The 22,223-nt window shown below is 59.6% G+C and carries 34 protein-coding genes and 3 tRNA genes; 18 read left to right on the top strand and 19 right to left on the bottom strand.

The window, feature by feature from the left end:
• The first annotated feature begins 8 nt into the window (after nt 1-8).
• The 9 genes from HDC35_RS03260 to HDC35_RS03220 all read left to right on the top strand — a co-directional run bounded on the left by HDC35_RS03260 (nt 9) and on the right by HDC35_RS03220 (nt 8,829).
• The gene (locus HDC35_RS03260) at nt 9-335 is read left to right on the top strand and encodes a hypothetical protein (RefSeq protein ID WP_184643569.1); all 327 of its coding nucleotides are present in this window, start codon (nt 9-11) and stop codon (nt 333-335) included.
• A complete protein-coding gene (locus HDC35_RS03255) occupies nt 332-1,033 on the top strand; it encodes a hypothetical protein (RefSeq protein WP_184643567.1) in 702 nt (233 codons plus the stop codon). Before HDC35_RS03260 ends, HDC35_RS03255 begins: the two co-directional genes overlap by 4 nt.
• Nucleotides 1,034-2,386: a hypothetical protein gene (locus HDC35_RS03250; RefSeq protein WP_184643565.1), complete on the top strand. Its 1,353-nt coding sequence runs from the start codon at nt 1,034-1,036 to the stop codon at nt 2,384-2,386.
• Complete coding sequence (locus HDC35_RS03245; RefSeq protein ID WP_184643563.1) at nt 2,386-2,901, top strand: hypothetical protein; 516 nt, start codon at nt 2,386-2,388, stop codon at nt 2,899-2,901. Before HDC35_RS03250 ends, HDC35_RS03245 begins: the two co-directional genes overlap by 1 nt.
• Nucleotides 2,902-3,337: 436 nt before the next feature.
• A complete protein-coding gene (locus tag HDC35_RS19795; RefSeq protein WP_184643561.1) occupies nt 3,338-3,874 on the top strand; it encodes an aspartyl/asparaginyl beta-hydroxylase domain-containing protein in 537 nt (178 codons plus the stop codon).
• The gene (locus HDC35_RS03235; RefSeq protein WP_184643559.1) at nt 3,868-4,326 is read left to right on the top strand and encodes a GNAT family N-acetyltransferase; all 459 of its coding nucleotides are present in this window, start codon (nt 3,868-3,870) and stop codon (nt 4,324-4,326) included. Before HDC35_RS19795 ends, HDC35_RS03235 begins: the two co-directional genes overlap by 7 nt.
• Nucleotides 4,326-4,925, top strand: coding sequence for a hypothetical protein (locus HDC35_RS03230; RefSeq protein ID WP_184643557.1), 600 nt, complete (start codon nt 4,326-4,328; stop codon nt 4,923-4,925). The genes HDC35_RS03235 and HDC35_RS03230 overlap by 1 nt, the downstream gene beginning before the upstream one ends.
• On the top strand, nt 4,922-5,947 hold the full coding sequence (locus HDC35_RS03225; RefSeq protein WP_184643555.1) for a hypothetical protein: 1,026 nt from the start codon (nt 4,922-4,924) through the stop codon (nt 5,945-5,947). Before HDC35_RS03230 ends, HDC35_RS03225 begins: the two co-directional genes overlap by 4 nt.
• Nucleotides 5,947-8,829, top strand: a complete 2,883-nt coding sequence (locus HDC35_RS03220) for a hypothetical protein (protein ID WP_184643553.1) — start codon at nt 5,947-5,949, stop codon at nt 8,827-8,829. Before HDC35_RS03225 ends, HDC35_RS03220 begins: the two co-directional genes overlap by 1 nt.
• Before the next feature lie 51 nt (nt 8,830-8,880).
• Here HDC35_RS03220 and HDC35_RS03215 read toward each other — a convergent pair whose 3' ends face one another.
• Nucleotides 8,881-9,285 (bottom strand): hypothetical protein, encoded by a 405-nt coding sequence (locus HDC35_RS03215; protein WP_184643551.1) that lies wholly within the window; start codon nt 9,283-9,285, stop codon nt 8,881-8,883.
• Between the two features lie 191 nt (nt 9,286-9,476).
• On the opposite strand from HDC35_RS03215, the gene HDC35_RS03210 reads away from it, so the two are divergent.
• From HDC35_RS03210 to HDC35_RS03175, 8 genes are all read left to right on the top strand, one after another.
• Complete coding sequence (locus HDC35_RS03210) at nt 9,477-10,046, top strand: hypothetical protein (protein WP_184643549.1); 570 nt, start codon at nt 9,477-9,479, stop codon at nt 10,044-10,046.
• A gap of 493 nt (nt 10,047-10,539) precedes the next feature.
• Nucleotides 10,540-12,504, top strand: coding sequence for a right-handed parallel beta-helix repeat-containing protein (locus HDC35_RS03205; RefSeq protein ID WP_184643547.1), 1,965 nt, complete (start codon nt 10,540-10,542; stop codon nt 12,502-12,504).
• Between the two features lie 126 nt (nt 12,505-12,630).
• Nucleotides 12,631-13,041 (top strand): hypothetical protein, encoded by a 411-nt coding sequence (locus tag HDC35_RS03200; protein ID WP_184643545.1) that lies wholly within the window; start codon nt 12,631-12,633, stop codon nt 13,039-13,041.
• Complete coding sequence (locus HDC35_RS03195) at nt 13,038-13,319, top strand: hypothetical protein (RefSeq protein ID WP_184643543.1); 282 nt, start codon at nt 13,038-13,040, stop codon at nt 13,317-13,319. Before HDC35_RS03200 ends, HDC35_RS03195 begins: the two co-directional genes overlap by 4 nt.
• Before the next feature lie 8 nt (nt 13,320-13,327).
• Nucleotides 13,328-13,897 (top strand): carboxypeptidase, encoded by a 570-nt coding sequence (locus HDC35_RS03190; protein WP_184643540.1) that lies wholly within the window; start codon nt 13,328-13,330, stop codon nt 13,895-13,897.
• Complete coding sequence (locus HDC35_RS03185) at nt 13,894-14,169, top strand: hypothetical protein (protein ID WP_184643538.1); 276 nt, start codon at nt 13,894-13,896, stop codon at nt 14,167-14,169. The genes HDC35_RS03190 and HDC35_RS03185 overlap by 4 nt, the downstream gene beginning before the upstream one ends.
• The gene (locus tag HDC35_RS03180) at nt 14,169-14,369 is read left to right on the top strand and encodes a hypothetical protein (protein ID WP_184643536.1); all 201 of its coding nucleotides are present in this window, start codon (nt 14,169-14,171) and stop codon (nt 14,367-14,369) included. The genes HDC35_RS03185 and HDC35_RS03180 overlap by 1 nt, the downstream gene beginning before the upstream one ends.
• Nucleotides 14,363-14,728, top strand: coding sequence for a hypothetical protein (locus tag HDC35_RS03175; protein ID WP_184643534.1), 366 nt, complete (start codon nt 14,363-14,365; stop codon nt 14,726-14,728). Before HDC35_RS03180 ends, HDC35_RS03175 begins: the two co-directional genes overlap by 7 nt.
• Before the next feature lie 169 nt (nt 14,729-14,897).
• Here the strand turns inward: HDC35_RS03175 and HDC35_RS03170 are convergent.
• From HDC35_RS03170 to HDC35_RS03095, 17 genes are all read right to left on the bottom strand, one after another.
• Nucleotides 14,898-14,989, bottom strand: a tRNA-Ile gene (locus HDC35_RS03170).
• Between the two features lies 1 nt (nt 14,990).
• Nucleotides 14,991-15,066 (bottom strand) — tRNA-Leu (locus HDC35_RS03165).
• A gap of 92 nt (nt 15,067-15,158) precedes the next feature.
• Nucleotides 15,159-15,235 (bottom strand) — tRNA-Leu (locus HDC35_RS03160).
• A gap of 325 nt (nt 15,236-15,560) precedes the next feature.
• The gene (locus tag HDC35_RS03155) at nt 15,561-15,764 is read right to left on the bottom strand and encodes a hypothetical protein (protein WP_184643532.1); all 204 of its coding nucleotides are present in this window, start codon (nt 15,762-15,764) and stop codon (nt 15,561-15,563) included.
• Nucleotides 15,765-15,966: 202 nt separating this feature from the next.
• On the bottom strand, nt 15,967-16,314 hold the full coding sequence (locus HDC35_RS03150) for a hypothetical protein (RefSeq protein WP_184643530.1): 348 nt from the start codon (nt 16,312-16,314) through the stop codon (nt 15,967-15,969).
• 596 nt (nt 16,315-16,910) lie between these two features.
• Nucleotides 16,911-17,183 carry a hypothetical protein gene (locus HDC35_RS19490; protein ID WP_221438071.1) on the bottom strand — a complete coding sequence of 91 codons (273 nt, stop codon included), beginning with the start codon at nt 17,181-17,183 and terminating at the stop codon, nt 16,911-16,913.
• Nucleotides 17,176-17,439 (bottom strand): hypothetical protein, encoded by a 264-nt coding sequence (locus HDC35_RS03145; protein ID WP_184643528.1) that lies wholly within the window; start codon nt 17,437-17,439, stop codon nt 17,176-17,178. The genes HDC35_RS19490 and HDC35_RS03145 overlap by 8 nt, the downstream gene beginning before the upstream one ends.
• Complete coding sequence (locus HDC35_RS03140; RefSeq protein ID WP_184643526.1) at nt 17,432-17,734, bottom strand: hypothetical protein; 303 nt, start codon at nt 17,732-17,734, stop codon at nt 17,432-17,434. Before HDC35_RS03140 ends, HDC35_RS03145 begins: the two co-directional genes overlap by 8 nt.
• Entirely contained in the window at nt 17,724-17,888 is a 165-nt protein-coding gene (locus HDC35_RS03135; protein ID WP_184643524.1) for a hypothetical protein, read from the bottom strand. The genes HDC35_RS03140 and HDC35_RS03135 overlap by 11 nt, the downstream gene beginning before the upstream one ends.
• The gene (locus HDC35_RS03130) at nt 17,885-18,373 is read right to left on the bottom strand and encodes a DUF6557 family protein (RefSeq protein WP_184643522.1); all 489 of its coding nucleotides are present in this window, start codon (nt 18,371-18,373) and stop codon (nt 17,885-17,887) included. Before HDC35_RS03130 ends, HDC35_RS03135 begins: the two co-directional genes overlap by 4 nt.
• Nucleotides 18,370-18,621, bottom strand: a complete 252-nt coding sequence (locus HDC35_RS03125) for a hypothetical protein (protein ID WP_184643520.1) — start codon at nt 18,619-18,621, stop codon at nt 18,370-18,372. The genes HDC35_RS03130 and HDC35_RS03125 overlap by 4 nt, the downstream gene beginning before the upstream one ends.
• Nucleotides 18,611-18,856: a hypothetical protein gene (locus HDC35_RS03120; protein ID WP_184643518.1), complete on the bottom strand. Its 246-nt coding sequence runs from the start codon at nt 18,854-18,856 to the stop codon at nt 18,611-18,613. Before HDC35_RS03120 ends, HDC35_RS03125 begins: the two co-directional genes overlap by 11 nt.
• Nucleotides 18,849-19,154 carry a hypothetical protein gene (locus HDC35_RS03115; protein WP_184643516.1) on the bottom strand — a complete coding sequence of 102 codons (306 nt, stop codon included), beginning with the start codon at nt 19,152-19,154 and terminating at the stop codon, nt 18,849-18,851. The genes HDC35_RS03120 and HDC35_RS03115 overlap by 8 nt, the downstream gene beginning before the upstream one ends.
• Nucleotides 19,147-19,329: a hypothetical protein gene (locus HDC35_RS03110; RefSeq protein ID WP_184643515.1), complete on the bottom strand. Its 183-nt coding sequence runs from the start codon at nt 19,327-19,329 to the stop codon at nt 19,147-19,149. The genes HDC35_RS03115 and HDC35_RS03110 overlap by 8 nt, the downstream gene beginning before the upstream one ends.
• On the bottom strand, nt 19,326-19,748 hold the full coding sequence (locus tag HDC35_RS03105) for a hypothetical protein (RefSeq protein WP_184643513.1): 423 nt from the start codon (nt 19,746-19,748) through the stop codon (nt 19,326-19,328). The genes HDC35_RS03110 and HDC35_RS03105 overlap by 4 nt, the downstream gene beginning before the upstream one ends.
• The gene (locus HDC35_RS03100) at nt 19,745-20,149 is read right to left on the bottom strand and encodes a hypothetical protein (protein WP_184643511.1); all 405 of its coding nucleotides are present in this window, start codon (nt 20,147-20,149) and stop codon (nt 19,745-19,747) included. Before HDC35_RS03100 ends, HDC35_RS03105 begins: the two co-directional genes overlap by 4 nt.
• Nucleotides 20,146-20,493 carry a hypothetical protein gene (locus tag HDC35_RS03095; RefSeq protein WP_184643509.1) on the bottom strand — a complete coding sequence of 116 codons (348 nt, stop codon included), beginning with the start codon at nt 20,491-20,493 and terminating at the stop codon, nt 20,146-20,148. The genes HDC35_RS03100 and HDC35_RS03095 overlap by 4 nt, the downstream gene beginning before the upstream one ends.
• A 457-nt stretch (nt 20,494-20,950) precedes the next feature.
• Between HDC35_RS03095 and HDC35_RS03090 the strand changes: the two genes are divergently transcribed.
• Nucleotides 20,951-21,571, top strand: coding sequence for a PilZ domain-containing protein (locus HDC35_RS03090; RefSeq protein WP_184643508.1), 621 nt, complete (start codon nt 20,951-20,953; stop codon nt 21,569-21,571).
• A gap of 3 nt (nt 21,572-21,574) precedes the next feature.
• Here HDC35_RS03090 and HDC35_RS03085 read toward each other — a convergent pair whose 3' ends face one another.
• Nucleotides 21,575-22,219 (bottom strand): FABP family protein, encoded by a 645-nt coding sequence (locus HDC35_RS03085; protein ID WP_184643506.1) that lies wholly within the window; start codon nt 22,217-22,219, stop codon nt 21,575-21,577.
• Between the last annotated feature and the right edge of the window lie 4 nt (nt 22,220-22,223).

Below are 22,223 nucleotides of genomic sequence, written 5' to 3'. Positions count from 1 at the left end.
AGCGGAGCATGCGGAGGGGAAAGGACAGGCTCGGCACGCCGACCGGCAGACCGGTTCCGCAGGCCATAGATCCCGCCAGCGGGTTCAAGGTTCCCCTCTCCAATCTCGTTCGGCAATGGGACGGGGAAATGGTGGATCGGCGCTTCGTGGACAAGCGCAACCCGCAGGACTTTGTGCGGGGGGTGAGGGACGTTCAGGCGTTGCCCTATGCGCGCCCTGAATCGCCGGACAGTTTCGTAGCGATCAATATCGCGTGGGAGAACGGGGCGATTATGACGTCCGAGACTGGCGACGTTCTGTTGACCGAGGGCGTCAATCCGGGCGAGTCGCTATGACCACTTCCGGTGCGATCACATATGAACCAGTCGCGCTCGAAATCATCACGGGGGCGTTTAACGTGCTCGGGGTGGCACAAGAGGGCGAGGCGCTCACCCCGCGCATGTATGCGGACGGGTTGCGCGCTCTCAACTGGCTGGTTCAGACGTGGAGCGCAAATCCCCATTTGTGGACGCTGGAGGAGGGGAGTTTCAACCTCGTCGGCGGGCAGGCGGAATATGTCGTAAGCCCGCGCGCCCTTCGCGTCACGTCTTGCAGATATCGCCTGAACGGCATCGACACGCCGATGAACATGTTCAGCAGGCAGGAATATTTCGACCAGCCGAACAAGCTGGTTTCGCCGTCGATCCCGGTCAATTTCTATTTCGATCCGAAGGTCGACGAAGGCACGCTGTATCTTTGGCCGTGCCCCTCGACGCAGGCCGCTTCACAATACAGCATTCACTATACCTTTATCCGCTTCCTCGACGTGATGGACGCGAGCAACAACACATTGGACTTTCCGCAGCAGTGGATCGAGCCGGTAACGTGGAATCTCGCGAAGCGCCTCATGACGCAATATCCCGTCAACGATCCCATGATGGCGCAACTTGTCATCGGACAGGCCAGCGAAACCTATAATTCGTTAATCCAATGGGACAACGAGCCGGCATCCATCTATCTCCAGCCGGAAACGCGCTGGGGTCCGAGGGCTTAAATGCGCAAGATTGCCTCTGGCATCCAGTCGTCACAGGGGCGTTCGCGGGCGTGGTCTGGCGCGCGCCTCGTCAACTGTTTCGCCGAGCTGGCGGAGGGCGATAAGGCCGACTTGTTCGCGGTCATGGCCATTCCGGGGCTGGCGGAGTTTTCGAGCATAGGCACGCTCGGCAATCGCGGCGAGCACGTCATGGGCGGGGTGCTCTATGTCGTGAACGGCACGACGCTCTACAGCGTGGCGTCGGACGGCACGGAGACGCCTATCGGTTCCATTCCCGGTTCCCTTCCGGTGCAGATGGCGGACAATGGATCGCAGCTCGCCATTCAGGCCGACACGGAAGGCTATGTGCTCGACAGCGGCACGATTTACAGCAACATCGTCAATCTCGGGCCGGTGTCCGGGGTAACCTATATAGACGGCTATTTCGTCTGGCTGGTGGCCGATAGCGACCAGTTCATCATTTCGGGATTGAATGACGGGCTGACCTATGACCCGCTCGACGTGGCGACCGTGGAAGGCAACCCGGACAACAATGTCGGGGTTATCAACGATCACCGGGAATTGCAGTTCTACGGCGCGCAGACCGTCGAAATATGGTACAATAGCGGAGATGCCGACTTCCCGTTCGAGCGGCAGGGCAACGCCTTTATCGAGCGCGGGCTGCGCGACCGGAACAGCCTCGTCAAGATCGACAACAGCGTTCATTTTGTCGGGGACGATTTAGTCGTCTACCGGCTTAGCGGTTATGAGCCCGTTCGCATTTCCACCCATGCGATAGAGGGAGATATCGCGGGAGCGTCATGGTTCCGCGCCTTTACCTACACGCTTCATGGGCATAAATTCTACGTTCTTAACACCAATATCGGGACATTCGCCTACGACATGGCGACTGGCGCGTGGCATGATCGCCGCTCGCTTGGCAGGGCGAATTACCGGGTTGGGTTCGCGACGTCCTGCTATGGCCGTACGATCATGGCAGATGCCTATACGGGCAAGCTCTATGTGCCGAGCCTGTCGGTGAACACAGAGGACGGCGACGAGATTCCGATGGAAATCTTGCTGCCGAGCGTTCAGTCACAAAGAGCGAAGCAGACGCTCTATTCATATGAGTGCCAGCTACAGGCGGGCGTAGGCAATTCAGTCGAAGCCGATCCGCAAATGATTCTGCAATACAGCCGGGACGGGGGCAACACCTGGTCGCCTGAATTGACGAGGGCGATGGGCAAGGTGGGTGAGTATCTCACGCGCGCAATCTGGCGGTTGGGCGTGCAGTTTTACCAATTGCAATTGCGCCTGAAAATGCCTGCCAAGGCGCAGCGTTTCATAATTACGCACTGGGCGGATATTCGATAGTGGCAGTCAACTCTATCAACCCGCCTAACACGCCGATTGTCACCGGCCTTACGGTGTCGAGAGAGTGGTGGAAATTTTTCAATAGTCTCAACCAGACGGCCAATCAGGCGACGGAAGGCAGCGTCGCGACGGCGCCGGGTTCCGGTCTGGCGGGTGGCGGGCCGGTTGCCGGCGGCATCTCGATCCGCATTGCCGACAATGGCGTAACCAATACGATGATCCGTCAAAGCGCAGGCGTTTCGGTTATTGGCCGCGCCTTCGGCTCGACGGGCAATGTCGCGGACATCACGGCCGACGCGGATAACCGAGTGCTGACGCGCGAGGGCGGCCAACTGGCATTCCGGGCCTTCATCAACGGGGTGAGTATAGGGCCGACGATGGCGGCCCCCTTGGTGCGCGCGGACGTATTCGAGAGCACGGAAACCCCGGCGGCCTCCACTGCCACGGTCACGCATTCGATCCCGATAGAGACGGCGAGCGGAACGATGTATATCTTGCTTAGCTCGACGCCTTAGGCTCGCAAACTTCCATTACTACGTCATATTCTCGCAACAGAAAGTCCGCCGGAAGCTCGTAAAACAGCTTGCTGCTTCCGTCTTGCGATACCACGAAAACGCCGCTCCCGCGTGCAAGCGCGGTATGCAACAAGCGCTCAGCCGGATCGCTGGAAAAACATTCTTTGCCCGAAGGGCCCATGTCTGCTCCCTGCCTTACTGTGACTGGCGCCCGGACGTGAGACTTGCTGCATGACAATCCCATTCTGGCGGGTCGCGAGCCGCTTCCATACTAAGGGGCTGTAGCTCTCAGCCAATATCCGGTTAGGGTCGTGCACACCCCGGGCCAGCCAAATTTTGGGTAGCACAACGCCCCCTGATTTGCTAGAAGAACCACGCGCGGCCAGAGCACGCCGTAGCGGTTAGACAGACGCTCCCCATAGCAAGTCAGTCAGCCGTGCGCCATTTTGCGAAAATTGCCGAGGTCGATATTATCCCGCTCGTGAACGCGCTCGCGGTCAATCCCGAGCTGTGGAACGAGAATAATCTGCGCACCACCCACCCGTCCAGCCCTCATCGCGAGGCCGACGACATTTGGGTGATGTTTAACGAAATCCCGGAAGACGCTGCCGCAGTCGTCGATGATTGCGAGGTCATTCCATATCGTGCTTGGGACGTGCTGCCGATCCGGGACTTGGTGCTCGACGTGATGCGCCGCGTGAGCGCGACGCGCTTGGGCCGTGTTATTATTTCCCGCCTGCCACCCGGCGCGACTATCCCGGAGCACATCGATCAGGGCGCCCCTGCCACCTATTACAAGCGGTATCATATCGCCCTGCAAAGTCTGCCGGGAGCGCTGAACAACAGCGGAGACGAAACGATGGTCTATCGCCCCGGCGAGGTGTGGTGGTTCGACAATGCCGCGCCTCATTCTGTCGTGAACAATTCCGCTGATGATCGGATTGTTGTCGTGATGGACGTGCGGCCATGCTGACAGCCCAAGTCGAGAGCTTGACCGATAATCTGGAGGGGTTGAAAGCCTTTTTCCCGATGCATTGGGAAGAGTTGGCGCTGAATCAGAAACAGGTGCCACTCGATCCTGATTACGGCATCTACCTCGCCAAGGATGAGGCTGGCGAGATGATGCTGGTCACTCTCCGAAAGGCGGGAGAGATTGTCGGCTATTTCGTCGGCTTTGTCGGGCCTGCCCTTCATTATCAGACGTGCCTCACGCTCACGATGGACATATTCTACGTGCTTCCGGAGCATCGCGGGGATGGCGGGGGCTTTGTTTTGTTCAAGGAGGTCGAGCGCGAAGCGAAGCGCCGCGGCGTCCAGCGCATGTTCGTCGGCAGTAAATGCCACAAGGACGCGAGCTGGTTGTTTGAAAAGCTCGGTTACGAAGAGGTCGAGCGGTTTTACTGTCTTTGGATGGGAGAAAGCTGATGGTGGCGGTTGCTATCGGGGGCGCCGCTGTTGTCGGTGCCGGTTCGTCCATCATCGCCGGGAACAAGGCGAGCAAGGCGCAAAAGAACGCCGCTAATGCGCAGATTGCGGAGCAGCGGCGTCAGTATGACCAGACGCGCGCGGACTATGCTCCTTGGCGCGCTGCGGGCCAAAGTGCCCTGTCTCGCCTTGAGAACGAAATGAAGGCGGGAGCGACAACCGCGTTCACCAAGACGCCGGGCTATGATTTCAGGCTGTCCGAAGGCGTGAAGGCTGCCGAGCGATCGGCGGCAGCCCGTGGGCGCCTAGGTTCAGGAGCCACGATGAAGGCCGTCCAGCGTTATGGCGAAGGCCTTGCGTCTGACGAATATGGCAACTGGTGGAACCGCAACGCCGGATTGGCTGGCGTTGGGCAGGCGGCAACCGATTCGACCACGCAGGCTGGAATGAATGCGGCAAACAATATCACTGGCGCCCTTGGCAGCGCAGGAAACGCTCGCGCTTCGGCCTACGCGAACACGGGAAGCGCGATCAACAGCGGCATCAACAATGTTCTCGCGGCCTATCTTGCCCATCAGGGAGGCATGTTCAGCAAATGAACCCTTACGGCATTCAGCAAGTGGACGTTCCAGGCCTTCTCTCGATCTATCAGGGAACGCAGGACCGTCGTATGCAGCTTATGAAGGCGCGCCGGGAAGAGGAGCGCCAAGCTCAGCGCGACGACATCATGGGCCGCATTTTCACCCCGAAAACGGGTGGCCAAGGCGGCATGTCTGGCGCTGCCGCTCAGTTCGGTGGGGGCTCACTCGTTGCGACGCCGGAACAGGAAGCGCAGACCGCGCGGATGGAGGGCGAGTTTGCAGGTCGAGCGCCCGCCTTCGCTGATGATCGGGCAACGGCTCAGGCGCCTCAAGGGCTTGTAGACCCATCGCGACTGGATCCTCGCACTGACGGCATTCAGCTTAATCAAGACGCGCTACGCGATCTTTACAGGTACGATCCGCAGACTGCTTTCCAGCTCCAAACCAGCGTCTACAATGCCAACAAGCAACAGCTCGACCAGATGCAGGCCTATGGTGAGGCGGGGCTTGGGGTCGTGTATCGCCTGAAAAGGCTCCCTCAAGACCAGCGCGCAGCTGAACTACAGGCCTCTCTCCCTATGTTGCAGAGTATGGGAATAGATACGTCCCAACTCGCACAGGTTGACCTCTCCGATCATGGACTAACGCGGTACGAAGCCGTGTTCGGGAAACTGGCTGATCTGAAACCGAAGCTCCGAAACGTCGGACCCGGCGACATGATTATCGACGAAGACCGCATTGGCCTGCCAGGCGACCCCACCGTTTATGAATCACCGATCGTCAAAGGCGAGGACGGGGTTTTGTATGAGCGCAATCGCCCCCCCGCTCCGCAAGTAGGAGAGGTGAAGAAGGGTTACCGTTTCAGGGGTGGCGACCCGGCGGACCAGAATAATTGGGAACCAGTCAGTGCCGCCTCTGGCGCGCCTTCGCCGCCGAACACTATCGCGCGCAGTGCTTATCAGGCGTGGATTCGTGAGTTGGGCCAAGCCGGGGCCGACGCACTTCTCAAGCGCAACGGCCTTTCGGTAGGGAATTATTGATGCAAGGCCCTTGGGATGATTATCGCTCCGATGCTCCCGCATCGCAGGGAGGGTTGACGCGCATCACGCCGCCTGCCGCGCCTGACCCCTACAAAGAACGCGCCGACATTCGCGCGGAAGAAGATCAGGGGATGCAGCGCCAGAAGTTCGGCGTCGAAACCGGTAACACCGCATTCAACCAGCGCGACAAGCTGCGCTCGGATTACAATGCGCTTCCCACGGTCAAGGAGTATCGCGTAGCCGTCCAGTCTCTGGCGGCTGCGTTGAAGCGCGGCGAGGACGGAAGCGGCGATACCGCGTTGATTTACGACTATGTAAAGGCGCTCGATCCGACGTCGGTTGTCCGAGAGGCGGAAGTCGGCATGGCCGCAAGCGGCGCATCGACTGTGGAGGCCGCTGCCGCCAAACTGAAAAAAGAATTTGGGATCGAGGGCGGCGGCAACCTTCCGCCCGAAGTTCGCAAGCGCCTTCGCCGAGAGATCATCACGTCGGTCATCCCCCGCGTGAAGCAGTATAACCAGTTCCGTAACCAGTATGAAGAGTTGGCCCGTCGCAACAATTTTGATCCTTACGAGATCGTCGGCAATCACGATGCTGATCCCTATGTTGAGCTTTTTCGCAGTTACGACAAGCAGAACAAGATCGGCGAGTATGGGCGAAAAGAGCCGAGCACCCGCGTTCCCGGCGCGACGATGGACAATATCCGCTTCGACATGGACGGCGGCCCCGAACCCGTTACGGGTAAGCGCCTTTCGCCTGAACAGGAGCAGGAATATTCCGCCTTCATCGAAAGCAACCGCTCCAATCTCACTCCAGAACTGTTGAACGCATGGTGGCAATCTCGCGGGTTCGGGGGGCTGGAAAATGCCGCAGAAGTCGTGGAAGCCGCCAAAAAGGGGAATCTTGAAGGTATCGACTATCGACAGACGGATGCTGAGCGCCGCGCCGAACTGGATGAGAAATTGCGCAATCAGGGCGGCCTCACTTCTACTGGTATGGATTACGCCAAGGGAGGGGAGGCCGGCCTAAATCGGGGTCTGACGCTCGGGTGGTCTGACGAGCTTGCTGGCTTGGGGGGCGGCCTCGACAGCCTTATTCGTGGTGAAGGGTTCAGCGAAGGCTACGCGAACGAACGCGACATTGAAAGGCGCGCGCAAGAAATTAGTCGCGAAAGCGCGGGTGTTGTTCCTGAACTGGTCGGAGGCCTTCTTTTGCCGGGGGGCGCGGCTTCGCAGGCGCGCACTGCGGGGCAGTTCGCGAAGCAAGGCGCGACCTTGGGGGCCATCGCCGGGGCGGGTGAGGGCGAAGGCGTTGGCGGAACAATCAAAGGCGGGATTATAGGTTCTGGCGTGGGTGCGACTATAGGCGGGGCAGTTTCGCAAGCACCCCGCTTGGCGACTTCGGCCCTGAATACCGAAATCGGACAGCGTGCATCCGGCGCCGTAAGTCGGGGGATCGACAGGCTGCGCCGCCCCCAAGGGAACCTCAATACCGAGGTTGTCGAGGCTGGGGAACGCCTAGGCGTTCCTGTGCGACTTCCTGATGCGCTTCCAGAGGCCCGCAATGCCATGGCGGTTGCAGAGGCCAGTCCAACGGCGGGGCCGCGCATCCGGACGGCTCTGGACGACGACACGGCGCTGATTCAGGATCGTGTCCGCGCGCAGGGACGTGGCGGACAGCCGTTGGAAAACGACGACCTTGGAGCCTCTATACAGGAGGCTGGAAGAAGGTTCATCGCTCGTTCGCGAGCACAGGCGAATAACCTTTATAGCCGCGCCGAGCGCGCGGCCGGAGATGTTCGCATTCTTCCTGTGCAGGCGTCACTAGCAATCCGCAAAAACATCAACGAACTTGCGGAGGCGGGAGAAACGACCAATAATCCGACCATCCAATATCTGCGCGATCTCAATAATGATCTGTCTCGCGATGGGGGCCTTTCCATACAGGCACTTCGCAACCTTCGCACCAACATGCGGGGGCAACTCGACCAACGCGGACTGACAAAAACAGACGCCGACCGCCGCGTAATGGAGGTTCTGGATGCCGCATCGGATGACATCGCCAAGGCGCTTGGAAACAATCCGCAGGCGGCAGACGCCTATCGCGCTGCGGATCGTTTTTTCAGGGAAAAGCAGACCTTCATCAAGGACGTAGTACAGAAGTTCACCGGTCCCCGTGTTGATGGCCAGAATTTCTCCATGTCGGCAGAGCGGGCCGCCTCCACCCTCAAGAGCATGATGCAGTCGCAGCGCGGCGACATGCGGCGCTTTCAGGAAATGATCGGACGTCTTGATCAAAGCGAGCGCCGAGACCTCGCCGCGTCGGTTGCAGAGCAGCTTGGGACGGCGAGAAATGGCGAGTTCAGTCTGGCCGCACTTTCGACCAACACAAGCAAGATGAACCCCCGCGCCCTTCGCCTGCTTTTCGGTGATGAGGCCGCGCGCGCCATTCAGGACTTGCGCGTTCTGGCGCGGGCAAAAGCAGATACTCTCGGTGGACTCAACAACTCCAAAAGCGGGGTTGTCGCTGCGGGAACGAACACAGCTAAAGACGTGATTCTCGGCGCGCTGGGCGGCGGTATGGGGGGCGTTCCCGGCGCGATGGCTGGGATGGCTACCAGGGGCATATTAGAGCGTCTTGCCAGCGGGCGAGCATCAAGGCTCCTTCTCAACCCTGACTTCACGCGTTGGCTTAGGCAGATGCCGGACGTCGCTAACCCCGCTGCGATTGAACGCAACTTCGACAAGTTGAACAAAGTCGCCAGTCGCGATCAGGCGTTCCTGATGGATGCGCGCGCTATTCAGGACTATGTGCGTTCGGCGATGTCACAGTCCCCAACTCGCGCTGCGGCCTCCAGTCAAGAGGAACAGGATCGTCGGTAAGAACCAGCTTACCAAAACGAACGCCGCGAACCATCGCGCCATTTTGGTCACCTATTGCAGGTCCGGAAACTTTGCCCGGACTTCATTCGCGACGCGCGCGAAAAACTCGCTTGGGGCAATCTTGCGTTGCAGACCCTCGCCTGCCATGCGGTCCGCGGTGCGGTCCGCCATCGCTCGGGCTCGTTTTTGCGTTTCTGTCGCGCCAGCCAGACCGCCTAAGTCATACCACTCGTTCGCCTCGCGGAAGCGGATAAATTCGGCGCCAGCGTCTTCTCCGAAGTGCCTTGCAGGGGGGGCAACAAGCTCGCGCGGCGCGGGCCTTGGCATATTGCGAAGTGCGGCCATAACCTCGACTTGCTGGATCGGCGGGGGAGGAGAATAGACCGGCTGCTGGACGGTGCGGCAGTTGATCGAATTGCCGAGGTGCGAGCACGTCGTCGTGCTGGTTTGCCCCATTACGGGGGCAGAAGCCAGCAGAGCGCACGCTGTGACTAATTGCGTTCTCATCCGCCTAACATAGCACCAATAATTGCGTTCACCTAGCCCTTGTGCTAAACCACCCCCGTCACGGCAATTGCCCGCGCGATTGAGGGTCGCGCACGACGCTAAAGGCAACCTCGTCCCGTTGTAAAACGAGATGGATTGCCATGGCGTTGCTTTTCGATACCGGACTATTCAGCATCATCGGCCTTGATAGCGAAATCGAGGTCGGTTCGAAGCTCTATTGGTACGTCGCCAATACGACGACGCCGACTGACACTTATACCACCCCGGCGCTCAACGTTGCGAACACCAATCCCGTTCTGGCGGACGCAGATGGGCGTTTCCCGGAAATCTGGCTCGCCCCCGGCGATTACAAATATGTCCTGACCGCTCCGGGCGGGTCGCCAGCCGACCCCCTTAATACGGTAGACAATTTCAACGTCCCCGACACCCCGCCGTCGTTCGATCCTGACCTGAACGCCTTTTTGGCGGGCAGCGAGCCTTTACCGATCGCGAAGGGCGGCACGGCTTCAACGAGCGCGGTCAATGCGCTCGTGGCGCTGGGCGCTTTCCCGCTCGCGGGAGGTACCGTTACCGGGAATATCATTCGCTCCACTAAAGGTGTCCATCATTATTGGGAAACCGCCGCCATGAATAACGGCGGCTGGTTCATAACCCCTGCCGCCGATCCTGACCCAACGACCCTTCCCGGTCAGGTGTGGGCGAAATACTGATGCCTTTGTCCATCAGGGACGGCACCAACACGCCGCGGACGATCACTGCTCTACGGGTTCGGGACGGCACGAACACGCCTCGGGACTTGATGCAGCTTTGGGCTCGCGACAGCAATAATGTCCCCCGGCTCATCTGGTCGATTGCCCCCCCGCTCAGCGCTGTAGCGGCGCCATCGACGGTCGGAGGCACGACGATGGGAACCGGGACGGCGATCACGGACAGCACAACCTGCACCCCGTCTGGAGGAACGCCGCCATACTCCTATGCTTGGGAGGTCGTGACATACGACGGTCCCGTGACGCCCACTGCGGTATCGCCGACCAGCGCAACGACTGGCTTCAGGCAAACCAGCATTGGGATCAGTGCGTACTACGTGGCCACCTTCCGCTGCCTCGTCACCGACAGCTCTCCAGGCACTCCATTCACTGCTTATTCCAACCTGGTTTCCGCCTTCTGGAGCGATGTTACATGACAGGGACTCAGATTTCCGACATGGTGACCAGCGCGACGATCCCCGACGGGGGGTATGTCCCATTTGTCGTGACTTCGGCTGAACCGGGGTTCAGTCCCACGGCCAATTACGTCTACAATCTCGGCGCCGATCTTCTCACAAGGGTTTCCTACTCCGCGTTGGCGGCTCCGACCGCTGCATCGCAGATTGGTTCGGCTGGTCCCAGCGATGTTCAGGCCGATCTTGACGCCCGCGTCGTGTCTGCCGCTCTCAATTCGCCGGCTGGCGCTGGGATGGTTGGCTGGCAGGCCCCGCAAGCGGGATCGGTCGCGCGCAATCAGGATGAGGTCAACAAGGACCGTCCTTCGGTGATGGACTTCATCGACGAGTCACAGTGGGGTTTCATCCGGGACAATGACTATGCCTCGCAAGACCCCTCTCTTGTCGCGGCTGGTGTGAATGCGGCTTTTACGGCTGGCGTCGGCTATATGCCTTCCGGCACCTACTACGTCGATGCGCCGCTGATTTTCAAGAGTGGGCTTGCCGTTGCCGGGGCGGGCCGTCGCAAAACCACGATTCGCTCCGAAGTCATCGGTGACAGCACGTTCAAGACCGATGCGAGCTGCGCCTTCTGGTATATCGGGCAGATGAGCCTGAGGGGCAACACCCTGACCGGGGTGGATGGCAACGGGCACGCCATCGACCTGATTGACAACGACGTTGCTGGCGGGGCGAAATCTCCTTCGCAGGGGATGATCTACCAGCTCGAGATCGCAGGCTTCAACGGCTTGGGGAGGCGCGATAGTCAGGTGAGCGCGCCTTCTATCGCCGCTTGTGCGGTTATCGGCGTCAACGCCCTGCAAAACCTCATCCGCGACGTGTATATCTCGGATTGCGGACATGGTTTCTATTTCAAGGACTGCGAGAATACGCGGGTCGAGAATTGCGGCGTGGACGGCATTACCAAGTTCGCCGCGCTGGTCATGTCGAGCGAAAACACGGTGTTCCTCAACTCGACGTTGATCGACGCGGGGGATGGCACGCCCGATCCGAATTATCCCGCGACGGCCACCTCGCTTGGTTCGGGCATCTTCTGCTCCTACCAGAATCATGGCCTTTTGGTCGAGGGGAGCAAGTTCAAGAACAATTATGCGGGCAATGCGACGATCCAGTCGCTGTTCTCCAACAACGATGCCTTCATCGCCAACTGGATTCGCGCCGATGCGATGACCGATGTAACGCACAAGGGCATTTACGCGCTTCGGCCTACGGGCATTGTCATCAACGCCAATATATTCCACCCGTCCGTGACGGCCTTCACGACGAAAAGCTACCAGACGATTGAAGTCGCGGTGGAGGTGAACAACGAGTGTCCAAGCTTCTCGATCCGCGACAATCTGTTCGGCGATGTGGCGGGCATGAATATCGAGTATAATGTCAAGATCGGGGGCAATGCCAGCGCCCGTCCGGTTCAGGGTGTCATCGACGGCAACCGCTTCGGCTTCCGCGAAGGACGTCCATCGGCAACCGTCGTCACTTACGATATCCTGCTGCAAAGCTGCTCGCCCCGCGCGGTGAGGATATCGAACAACACGCACGTCGCAGCCGCCAACGTCACGCGGACAAATGGCGTCGCGAACAGCGGCAGCACGCTTGATCGCATGGAGGTTGGGCCGAACAGCTTCCTTGCCGGGGGCGGCACGATCACGAACAACTACAACAACATCACGGAAGGCAACCTGTCCGCTGTGTCGTCGAGTTACGACCCGCCGAGCCTTGCTACGGGGGCATCCACGCCGATTCAGACGACAACCGTAACGGGCGCGGCCTTGGGAGATGTCGTCACCGCATCGTGGAGTGCGAACCTCGCGGGCGCTGAGATCAAGGCCTATGTCAGCGCCTCCAACACGGTGAGTTGGTACATCACGAACACGAACGGGACCAACCCCCTCGATCTTTCTTCGGGCACGGCAACGCTGCGCGTGAAGCGGTCGTGGGCAGCGTAGAAGGAGAGAACACATGACGCCACCCGATCCGGCACCCCCGCCAACCCCGACACCGGCACCGACACCGACGCCGACGCCGACGCCAAAACCAACGGAGCCTAATTCGTGACAGCTTGGCAGATAGCCATGATCGCGGTGTTGCCCCTGTGCCTTGAACCTACCCGGTTCAGGACATGGGCGGTGATGCTCGCGTCGGGGCTATTGGGGCGGCTCGTCTCGACGATATACACCGATCCGGTTCTAGCGTTCGTGGTCATCGACGTGGCGACTGCGTTTGTCGTCCTGGCGCGTCGGAAGGGCACGGCGCAGCACTATATCGGCCGTGTCTATGTGGGCATGATTATCGCTCACATCGGATATGTTATTGCAAGCAATCCCCTTGCGATTACAGTATATTATCAATTGCTGACCGGCGCGGGCTGGTTGGCATGGTTCATTCTGCTCTGCTGGGGGGCGGGCGATGCTGGAAAGCGCATTGGCGCTCGTCTTGGCCTTCACTGGCCTTTATTTCATCGTTCGTCGGCTGTTGGCAAATGACGAGCGGGAGACCGACCGGTGAATGGCTGCTGGCTTTCCTTCGGGAGAACGCGCTGACCATCGTCCTTGGCGTGGCGATGGCCTATGGCTGGTTCACCTCCAACAATGCGGCGCTGGTCAACCGGATCGCGATACTGGAGGCGCAGGTGGCCGAACAACGGGCGACGGCGAAGGCCCGCAGTCGGTTCGACAACGCCGCGACCAATCAGCTCAATTTCCTCTGTGCGACGGCTTCGACCTGTCGGCAGCTCTACGCGCCTATCGTGGCGCCTGAATAGGGGGTAGCATGGACAGGGCTGCATTCTTTTCGTCGATCCGTCCGCGCATAGGTCCGTTCTCGCAAAGCCAAGTCGCCGGGATCGAGCGCATCCTTGACGCCGCTTCAGGCGCGCCACTGGCTCACCAAGCCTATATGCTTGCCACCCCTTGGCATGAGAGCAACAAGACGATGGAGCCGGTGCGGGAAGCGTACTGGCTGAGCGAGGCATGGCGTAAGAAGCATCTACGCTACTGGCCTTGGTACGGGCGCGGTGACGTTCAACTTACGTGGGAGTTCAACTACAAGAAGGCCGACAAGGCTTGCTCCGACGTCGGCCTCTCCGAACAGGGAGAGATTCTCGCCAATCCAGACAAGGTGATGGAACCCACAATCTCCGCCTTCATCCTTCGCCGTGGCATGGACGAGGGGTGGTTTACCGGTGTGAAGCTGTCCGATTGCCTGCCGATGAAGGGGGTAGCGACCCGCAAGCAGTATATGGATGCTCGCACGATCATAAATGGTCGCGACAAGGCTGACTTGATCGAGGATTACGCCCAGATATTCGAGCGCGGCTTGCGCGCGGGAGGACTGTCGTGAACGCCGCCCGCACAACGAAGGCGACTCGGCCCGTCGCGGCGTCGATCCTGCTCCCCGACAGCCCGATCCGGTCGAAGGCCTGGTATCAGATATATGCCCGCCTTGCCCGCCCGACGCTCGATTGGGTCGGCGTCGTCGGGGCGGCATGGGCGCTGTTCGTTGGCGACTGGATCGACAAGCCGATGGACGACGGGACGCGATTGATCGTGCTTGGCTTTGCGGCGGCGCTTCACGGCATAAGAAGTGTAGAGCAGATGCGAGGAGTTTCCTAATGCCCCGCTATTTCAGTAAACGCCCGCGCGCGGACGGGTGGTGTGGAGATGATCTGTTCGACGACGAACGCGGCGGACATTGCCCCGACATTACCGTGGACGAGCATGTAGCCACCGACACCGGCCTACTGGACGCCGATGGCAATTCCATCTGGCGCGCACCCAATCCTGTCGGTTTCGGAAAGGACGACGAATGGTAGCCCTTATCGCAATGAAGCTCATGGAGACGGGCCTAGGGCCTAAGGCGGCAAAGCTCGCATCGTGGGCGATTGTGGCCCTGCTGGCGCTCCTAGCCCTCTGGTGGGCCTACAATCACGCCTACAGCAACGGCAGGGATGACGAGCGCGCCCGATGGGAGGCCGCTGCCGCAAGGATCGAGGCTGCCGATGCGAAGGCCGATGCTGCCGGGACGGCGAAGGCTGGCGAGGTGAAGAAAGGAATCGACGATGCGAACCAACGCGCGGCGGATGCTGCCCTTGATAGCTCTGACCCTTTGCGCGACGGCATTGGCGAGCTGCGGAAACAGAGTGCCGGTAAAGGTGGTCAAGCCCCCCGTTGAGCTTATGACCTGTCAGTCGGAACCAGCGGCTCCAGAATTGCCCGATCCGGGGATCGAGCGGGATCGCATCGTGTTGGCGTATCTGTTGGCGATGCGGGCCGCATACGGAGATTGCGCGGCGAAGGTCAACGGGGTTCGTGCGTGGGCGGACGCGATGCCGGATTGAGAATGGACGCAGCGCCGGGGGTCGAACCCGGATCGTCGGCTAATCTGGCCGTCATGGGGTATAAGCCCACCGCTCTACCATTGAGCTACGCTGCGTTGGTGCGCGGGGCGAGGGTCGAACTCGCACTGTACGGGACTTGAAGCCGCTGCCTCTACCATTGGGCTACCCGCGCATTGGTGGGAAGGTGTGGTTTCGATCCACTCCCGGCTTTCGCCAGAGCGGCTTTACAGGCCGCTTGCCGGAGCCACCGGCTTTCCCTTCCCTTGGTCCCCATGGAGAGATTCGAACTCCCATCGCCTAGTTTCTAAGACTAGCGCCTCTACCAGTTGGGCTACATGGGGGTGATGGCGGAACGCGCTGGAGTCGAACCAAATCCCCGAAGGGACGAGCCGCTTAGCAGGCGGACCCCGATCCTATCGGGTTCACGTTCCTGAATGTGGCGGCGAGTGAAGGAGTCGAACCCTTAACCTTGCGGTTAGCCTAGTTTTCGAGACTAGTTGCCCACCATCGAGCGCCACCCGCCAAAGACGAGCAGCACAAAGCACCCGTCAATATCGTAACGAGTGACTGGATGAGCTTATGAGGTGGGTTCGGTCGAACATGATTTTGCCCTCATGCCAGAGTCACGATATGTTCGCAAGCGTTTCTTGTCCGATGTCGTCGGGACTAAGGCTTGGGCTGACGCGCTGCCGGATTGATCTCGCGCCACATCAACCCCGCCACGTTGAAATAGGGCGACTGGTCGGCCATGCGGAACGTAGCCGTCTCGCCCCCGTCGCGACGGTACTCATATTCCCGATTGCGGTCGAAATCGTCGGGGTAGCTGTAGCCGTATTTCGTTCCGGCCAAAAGAAGGCGCCATTCGTCCATTCTGCTTACTCCCTTCCCGGCGCGTCGAGCGTTCGGTTAATCCCGGCCCCCTCGCTCCGCCTATCAAGATCAAGCATCTTGGCTGTGAACTCCGATACCAGTAACGCCGTTTCCTTCGGGCATCGTCGCTCGCAATTACGCCATGCCGATGAAAGGGCAGGGGATATAGAGGGAGGGGTGAGGGTGACCATCCGTTAGTCCTTTATATTGGGTGGGGATGGCCGCGATGACCATCGCTGCGGAGACGCTCATAGGCTTCCTGCCTACTCACACCGTGCCATCCCTCTTCGTCCTCCATGCGCTCGCCAAGCTTGCGGCCTAGCATTTGGCAGAGACGTTCGAAATCCTCTTTGCGATACTGGCGCTTGCGGATGCGGTCCACAACCCGGTCGAGCGCGACATTCCCGATAACGAAATCCAAGTCGCTTGGCGGGGTCAAGCCTTCCCACTTGTCCCAGACGTCGAAGGCATCGACGGGCAGCGCCACTTCGTAGGACTTTCCGCCATACGGGGCGTCTAAAATCAGGCGAAGCGTGTATTGCTGTTCCATTCCTCTTTATCCTCCAAAACCCGCAGAAATACAAGCATTACCGCCTTGCTTGCCCTGTCCTGGTATGCTACCAGAATGAGGCGCGGCCATCGGAAAAAGCGCTTCGGCGTCTCTCAAGCAGATACGGGGACCTCGCAGCCGAACAGGCGCTCAGATAATCCCATGCTACGGCGGTGGGTAAGTCAGGCGGGATAAGACCGCTCGCGAGCGTGGCGTCGGCTCGCTGCCCGCATTGGCTGGCAGAGGGATGGGGTGCATGATCCCGCGATCCCGCCTCACCTAAACACCGCCACCACCAACCCCGCCAGAAGCATCACCGCCAGTATCTTGGCCACCTGTTCACCTCGGCGGATCATTGGCGCAACAGGACTTCGCGAACGGCTAGGCCGAGCGGGGTGAGAATATAAACGAATTTCGTGTCGGCATAATTCCGTCTTCGCTCAATCAAATCCTGATGACTTCGCGCAAAGAAAGCAAAGCCTCCGCCTGAGTCGTAACCAGCCCGCCACGCCACCATCCCGGCATCGTCAGCAACGTCATGTTGGACAGCGGAAAGCCACCTGCACTCGCGCTCGCTCAACCCCTTCGCCACAGTCTCAGCGTCCATCCTCACCTCCCATAGCAGCAGTAAGCGCGGCGCGGGCGATTGCGTCGCTCCCAGACTTCGATGCTGGGTTGTACGTGTCTAGCATATCGCCGATTATTTGCCCCGCAGCCTCCACCCTTTCCTCTGATAGCAGGTAAGAGCGGACGGCGTTGGCGATAGACTCGTCAAGGTCACTTGCGATGATGTCGCACCCCTCAGGCAGTTCGCTTGCGCTATAGTTGAAGCGGGCTATAGCTACCTGCATCGCCAGATCGTCACTCACGGTATCTACTACCAAAAGCCGCGGTCAGCACCGCATCCAGTTTCTCTATCTCCGCCTGCATTGATAAACGCATGGAGAGGCGGATTTTCTTTTCAAAGCGCGAAAAGGCCCGAACCTCATCGCAGGAATCGAGATGACCGGCCAATATCTTAGCCCGCATCTCGTCAGACCAAGGGAACGCCCTAGCCGCCGCTTTCCGCGCCTCCGGTGAAGCGGTCCATTCGTCATCCTTCACAGCGTCATTGGTATCAGGCATCGTTCGGTCCTTTCAGGTGGTCGCCAGAACGTAATTCGTGGGCGATGTTATACGCCATGCACGTCGAGCTTTCATCAAAATCAGTAGCAGCCCAGCGGTCCGCCAGATTCGCAGATCTCTCCGTGCATTCTTCTATGGCCGCGAGGGCGGCGCGGACTTCCATTTCGCCGTCGAGATGCCCTTGCCGGTATTTCGCCTCGATATGCTCGGTGTGACTGCAAATACGGCCCGCCGCCTTCGTGTAGGTCGCAGCGCAGATTTCCCGCGCCATCTCCAGCTTCGGGTCAGTCTGCATTGGGGGTCTCCTTGATGTGCTGGCCTTGCTCGATTGCGTCGGCGGCACGATTGAGCACCCAAACCTCTCCGCGCGGTATCGACCCTTCCGGCAACGGTCCCGCCAGTTCCCGCAGCCACCGCACCACAGCCGCTCGCTCTTGTTCGGCGGTCATGGCGTATCTTCTTGGGCAGCAATGTCGCGACAAATACGCTCTACCGCGTCGGTAAGATCATCCAGTTTAGCGACAGTGTTTTCCGGCCATCCGAACCATGTCATCTCGTAGTAGAGATGCGCGGCGATTTCGTCATTTGAGGGCGCGAAACCTTCGCATAGGACGGGCAAGAGTTTCCACTGTCCCCATGGCGTAAACTCGATTGCCCAGCTTGTTCCTTCCGAGTCCCTGCCGGAAACATCAATCCATGGGCCATCGTCCTTGTCGCCCCCCACTCGCTTGAGAACGACCCGCATCCCGTCGCCTTCATCGACGCCAACCGAGGCGTTCAAGATCGACCGGAATCTCTCGAAGCTGTCGACATTCCCCCAACCATCTTGATGATCCTCGGAATAATACTGATCGCGATAAATCTCTGCGACGCGCGCGGGATCGGCGGCGTTGACAATTCGCCCCACCGTATGCCTCACTTGTTCGGCGGTCATGCTGCACCTGTGCGATAGAGGGCGGCGGGAGGTGGGGGATCAAAAGGCAGATATAGCGTCGCCTTGACCTCATATTTCCAGTCGCCCGCAAAGAACTTGCCAGCGTTGTCGCGTTTTTCAACGACGGCGGGCCGGTCATGTTCGTCATCCCAGACGATCCAGCACGCGTGATGGCGCGGGAAATGCTCATCGATCGAGCGCCATAGGCCCCAAGGCGTATGCCTCACTTGTTCCGCTTCACTGGTCATGGGATTTGTCCTTGTTGGGGTGGGGGTCATCCTGCCTAACCAGCCAAATGCGCTGACCGTGCTTGAAGATGCTGAAACGCCGCTCAGGATATTGCGCTAAAAGCGCCGCCCGAATATCTTCCATTGAAGAAGGCATCCGTCTCGGACCGTAAGCATTCTGCAACTCGACAGTGCCTCGCCTCGGTTCAAGGTCGCCAGCTTCCGCTAGCCAGTTAAAATCTGTCGTATCACCCATTATCTTCATCCTTATTGTTAAGAAGCTGGCCGATCGCGAGCGGGCGCAGGAAGTCGCGCCACATTTCATCAATCATCCGTTCGTCTGGGGTGGGAATGTCGTCGGCAAGGTTGGAGAACGCGCCGGTCGCGGACCCGATTGCCGTTGCTGCGCCATAAGCCGCCACCAGAAACGCGCCCCGCTGGTCGGTCATCAACGCCATGTTGCGCCGGATCGCAGCCCCCACATCATCAGAGCATTTGCGCCCGATGTCCTTGGCCAACGCGTCGGCGGGGCATAGCCGTTCCTCGTCACCCATTCTCTTCATCCTTATTGTTGAGGGGAGAGAGGCGCCCTTTGCGTCCGATGATTAAACCGAACACGATATGCGCCCAGGGGCACCGCACACCAAGCAACTCGCACAAGTTCCAAAGGATCGCCGCCAGCCATCCCCAAGGAGTGTAGGTCCAGAATTTCCAGAGCGGGAAAATCATCCTATCTCTCCAAAATCGAGCAGGACAACCCGCCCGTCTAGCGTCCCGAAATTGTCGCGCTTGAAATCGCATTCCATGCCTTGCCACTCGCCGGTTCCATGAACATCATTATTGTTCAGCTTGGTCGCCTCCCATTCTTCATCCGTCAAAGGCGCACATCTCCGCTGGATGTTCAGGAAGCCGCCCGGTATTGAAAAGACGGTAGGGCAAAGACGAAACTGGTCAGCCAACGGCGTGAAACGCGCCTCGGTCATGTTGGATAACAAGCCATAGAGCAGCTTCGCCCAGCCGTAGCGCAGGCGAGGGATCTTGATCGAATAGCGCCCGACGAGAATAACCGCGCGCGTGACGCCTCCAGTCATCCGGAGCCACCCTCCCCCCACAGTATCGGGGAGGGGGTCTGGATTAGGGGTGGTCATGGGGTTGGCTCCTTGGCGTCCGACCAACGAAGCGGGTCGTGTGGGCGCTTAAAGCCGGGGCAAATGTCCTCGACCCGACTGTGGCGGTAATTCGCCCACGGATCATCGGGAGCGCGGCGAATGCGAATGAAGCCTGTCTCGCGATTGACGCAGTGGGCCTTGGTGTATTCGCCGTCTGGCCCATCATCGCGTAGAACGACATAGGCGGGTGTTTCCATGCCGGTCGCATCCATCTCGGCAAGCATGGCCTCGAGGCGGTCGCGCCATTCAAACGGCATCGCCTGCAATGCCAGCTTTGGCAGGACCAAATACGGACATCTCGCCAAACGCACATCGAACGGGCAATCGAAGCGGACGCCTCCCATCCCCGTATCGTCACGGGCAGTAGAGTTGTCGGTCATGCTGGGGCCTTTCGCGATTGCTTGCGTAGGGACTTGCCAATTTCGCTAAGCAGGGTTTCGCTGTCCGAAATGTCGAACCGCTCGTTTTCGCCGCTGACGCCGGGATAAATCTCCCAATGCGGTCCGCCGTAATAGCCAAGCGCCTCATTGAAGTCGGCATAGACGGAAACCCGCGCAGAGCCTTTCTCGACAAGGAAGCGCGCCATCGCTCCGCAGAATGGCGGAATGATCGTCACAGCCCATGATTTGGGGAAGTGTAGGGCGGGCATCGCTTTGATTGCCTCATCCCAATTTTCTGCCCGTTCCAATTGTGCGCGGGCGAAGCTATCATATCCGTTAGCCATGCGATGTCACCTCATCGTTGGTCAGGGCCGCGCGAGATGCCAGTCTCGTTGCGGCCCGAATTGAAAGCGCCGCCCCGCCAAAGATTACGGCAGTAGGCGCCAAACTATTGAAAGACTTAGCCGGACGTTTCCGGCCAGGGGCACCATTTCCTTTCGATCGATGCGATGCGCGGCTCGCCCGCGCGCCGACCTGCTTGGCTGCGATTGTTTCCACATTGGCACTTAATCCGGGCGCTTGCGCACCGTAAATTATGAAAAATGCGGAATTATTCAGTCGGCAAGGCGATCGGTGGCCCGGCGTGAAGCGGGCATATCGAATTTTCGTTAACTATGATTATCAATGCAATTGAATAACAATTAAAATCCAGATATTATCATTTTGCGCATTTTGAGTATTTTGCAGTATTGATAGGATCTTACTGTTTTCATCTGACGCTGTTTGGATAAGGTGATGGCCATGAATCAACGTCTCTTCTCCGATCCGGCAGAGGAGCACGCCGCCGCTGCAGCGGGCGATCGCCGCGGCGGCGATCGCTATCGTACGGTGTGGCGCATCGCCAAGGTTGTGCGCAACGGCGATGCTGGCTTGTGGCGCGTTCGCAATATTTCCGACCGCGGCATGATGCTTGCCGCCGACGTACCGATTGCGGTCGGCGAAAAACTCGAAATCGCGCTTTCCGACACGGTCGTCATTCGCGGCGAAGTGGTCTGGTCCGATGCGGGGCGTTGCGGCGTCTCATTCGACAAGGAAGTCGATGTTGCTGGCGTGCTCAAGCAGCTGGCGGCCGAGCAGCGCGCCACCGGATACCGCCAGCCGCGTCTGCCCGTGCATACGCGCGCGCAGGCGGTGACCGACGACGGACCAAGCGAGATCGAACTCGTCGACCTGTCGCAAAATGGCGCCGGTTTCATCCATGACGGCCATCTGGAGGTCGGCAAGGAGCTGGACCTGATCCTGGCGGGCGGAGTCAAGCGCCGCGCCATCGTGCGCTGGTCGCGCGCCGGGCGCGGCGGGCTCTGGCTCACCCAGCCGCTCGATCGCACCGACCTCGAGAGTATCCACCGCTTCGAAAGCTGAGGCTCAGGCGGCGCCGCGGACGATCTTTGCCCAAGGGTTGAGGTCGGGCTCGGCAACCTTGGTCAGCCGGTTGTGATCGCGGTGCCGGAACAATTCGTCGCGGCCCTTCACCATCAGCATCGTGTCCGAGACGTAGCTCCACGATCCATCGTCGTGGAAATCGACCGCGAATTCATAGCTGTCGGTACGGAAGGCGAGGTCGAGGAACGTCGTCGAGCAGATGCCATATTCGGTTTGGCCGCGCTCCGCTTTCACGACGAGCCGTTTCGCGTCGGGTGCGGCATGGCCGGCCGCGATCGCGATCTGTCCGCGTGGGATCGCTAGCGTCTGCAGGATCAGGCCGGTCGTTGCTTCATAAAGCCAGTAGCCGACCTGGTCGTGGAAGGTGATATCTTCTTCGCGCGTGTTGATGTGGACATGGTAGCGCAAGCCGTAGAAGAGTTGCGGGCCGTTTGCCTGCGGATCGATCGGCTGCATCTCGATCCGCTCGCAATATTTGCGCGTTTCGGGGCCGTCGGCCTTGGGATTGACGTCGACGCCGCGCTCGCCCTCCCACATGCCCGCCAGCCGGCGTAGCGGCCCGAGGTTGGCCAGCGTTTCGGGATCGACGTCCTCCGGCTCGGTGAAGATGTCGTCGGGTAGTTCCATCGCT

The organism is Sphingopyxis sp. JAI128, from assembly GCF_014207235.1.
GTDB lineage: Bacteria > Pseudomonadota > Alphaproteobacteria > Sphingomonadales > Sphingomonadaceae > Sphingopyxis.
This window is presented reverse-complemented; position numbering and strand designations above follow the sequence as displayed.

Bases quoted from the DNA above. Each gene is read 5' to 3' on its own strand.
- HDC35_RS03260 (WP_184643569.1), top strand. From the start codon at position 9: ATGCGGAGGGGAAAGGACAGGCTCGGCACGCCGACCGGCAGACCGGTT.
- HDC35_RS03255 (WP_184643567.1), top strand. From the start codon at position 332: ATGACCACTTCCGGTGCGATCACATATGAACCAGTCGCGCTCGAAATC.
- HDC35_RS03250 (WP_184643565.1), top strand. From the start codon at position 1,034: ATGCGCAAGATTGCCTCTGGCATCCAGTCGTCACAGGGGCGTTCGCGG.
- HDC35_RS03235 (WP_184643559.1), top strand. From the start codon at position 3,868: ATGCTGACAGCCCAAGTCGAGAGCTTGACCGATAATCTGGAGGGGTTG.
- HDC35_RS03230 (WP_184643557.1), top strand. From the start codon at position 4,326: ATGGTGGCGGTTGCTATCGGGGGCGCCGCTGTTGTCGGTGCCGGTTCG.
- HDC35_RS03225 (WP_184643555.1), top strand. From the start codon at position 4,922: ATGAACCCTTACGGCATTCAGCAAGTGGACGTTCCAGGCCTTCTCTCG.
- HDC35_RS03220 (WP_184643553.1), top strand. From the start codon at position 5,947: ATGCAAGGCCCTTGGGATGATTATCGCTCCGATGCTCCCGCATCGCAG.
- HDC35_RS03215 (WP_184643551.1), bottom strand. From the start codon at position 9,285: ATGGGGCAAACCAGCACGACGACGTGCTCGCACCTCGGCAATTCGATC.
- HDC35_RS03210 (WP_184643549.1), top strand. From the start codon at position 9,477: ATGGCGTTGCTTTTCGATACCGGACTATTCAGCATCATCGGCCTTGAT.
- HDC35_RS03205 (WP_184643547.1), top strand. From the start codon at position 10,540: ATGGTGACCAGCGCGACGATCCCCGACGGGGGGTATGTCCCATTTGTC.
- HDC35_RS03200 (WP_184643545.1), top strand. From the start codon at position 12,631: ATGATCGCGGTGTTGCCCCTGTGCCTTGAACCTACCCGGTTCAGGACA.
- HDC35_RS03195 (WP_184643543.1), top strand. From the start codon at position 13,038: ATGACGAGCGGGAGACCGACCGGTGAATGGCTGCTGGCTTTCCTTCGG.
- HDC35_RS03190 (WP_184643540.1), top strand. From the start codon at position 13,328: ATGGACAGGGCTGCATTCTTTTCGTCGATCCGTCCGCGCATAGGTCCG.
- HDC35_RS03180 (WP_184643536.1), top strand. From the start codon at position 14,169: ATGCCCCGCTATTTCAGTAAACGCCCGCGCGCGGACGGGTGGTGTGGA.
- HDC35_RS03175 (WP_184643534.1), top strand. From the start codon at position 14,363: ATGGTAGCCCTTATCGCAATGAAGCTCATGGAGACGGGCCTAGGGCCT.
- HDC35_RS03155 (WP_184643532.1), bottom strand. From the start codon at position 15,764: ATGGACGAATGGCGCCTTCTTTTGGCCGGAACGAAATACGGCTACAGC.
- HDC35_RS03150 (WP_184643530.1), bottom strand. From the start codon at position 16,314: ATGGAACAGCAATACACGCTTCGCCTGATTTTAGACGCCCCGTATGGC.
- HDC35_RS03145 (WP_184643528.1), bottom strand. From the start codon at position 17,439: ATGCCTGATACCAATGACGCTGTGAAGGATGACGAATGGACCGCTTCA.
- HDC35_RS03140 (WP_184643526.1), bottom strand. From the start codon at position 17,734: ATGCAGACTGACCCGAAGCTGGAGATGGCGCGGGAAATCTGCGCTGCG.
- HDC35_RS03135 (WP_184643524.1), bottom strand. From the start codon at position 17,888: ATGACCGCCGAACAAGAGCGAGCGGCTGTGGTGCGGTGGCTGCGGGAA.
- HDC35_RS03130 (WP_184643522.1), bottom strand. From the start codon at position 18,373: ATGACCGCCGAACAAGTGAGGCATACGGTGGGGCGAATTGTCAACGCC.
- HDC35_RS03125 (WP_184643520.1), bottom strand. From the start codon at position 18,621: ATGACCAGTGAAGCGGAACAAGTGAGGCATACGCCTTGGGGCCTATGG.
- HDC35_RS03120 (WP_184643518.1), bottom strand. From the start codon at position 18,856: ATGGGTGATACGACAGATTTTAACTGGCTAGCGGAAGCTGGCGACCTT.
- HDC35_RS03115 (WP_184643516.1), bottom strand. From the start codon at position 19,154: ATGGGTGACGAGGAACGGCTATGCCCCGCCGACGCGTTGGCCAAGGAC.
- HDC35_RS03110 (WP_184643515.1), bottom strand. From the start codon at position 19,329: ATGATTTTCCCGCTCTGGAAATTCTGGACCTACACTCCTTGGGGATGG.
- HDC35_RS03105 (WP_184643513.1), bottom strand. From the start codon at position 19,748: ATGACCACCCCTAATCCAGACCCCCTCCCCGATACTGTGGGGGGAGGG.
- HDC35_RS03100 (WP_184643511.1), bottom strand. From the start codon at position 20,149: ATGACCGACAACTCTACTGCCCGTGACGATACGGGGATGGGAGGCGTC.
- HDC35_RS03095 (WP_184643509.1), bottom strand. From the start codon at position 20,493: ATGGCTAACGGATATGATAGCTTCGCCCGCGCACAATTGGAACGGGCA.
- HDC35_RS03090 (WP_184643508.1), top strand. From the start codon at position 20,951: ATGAATCAACGTCTCTTCTCCGATCCGGCAGAGGAGCACGCCGCCGCT.
- HDC35_RS03085 (WP_184643506.1), bottom strand. From the start codon at position 22,219: ATGGAACTACCCGACGACATCTTCACCGAGCCGGAGGACGTCGATCCC.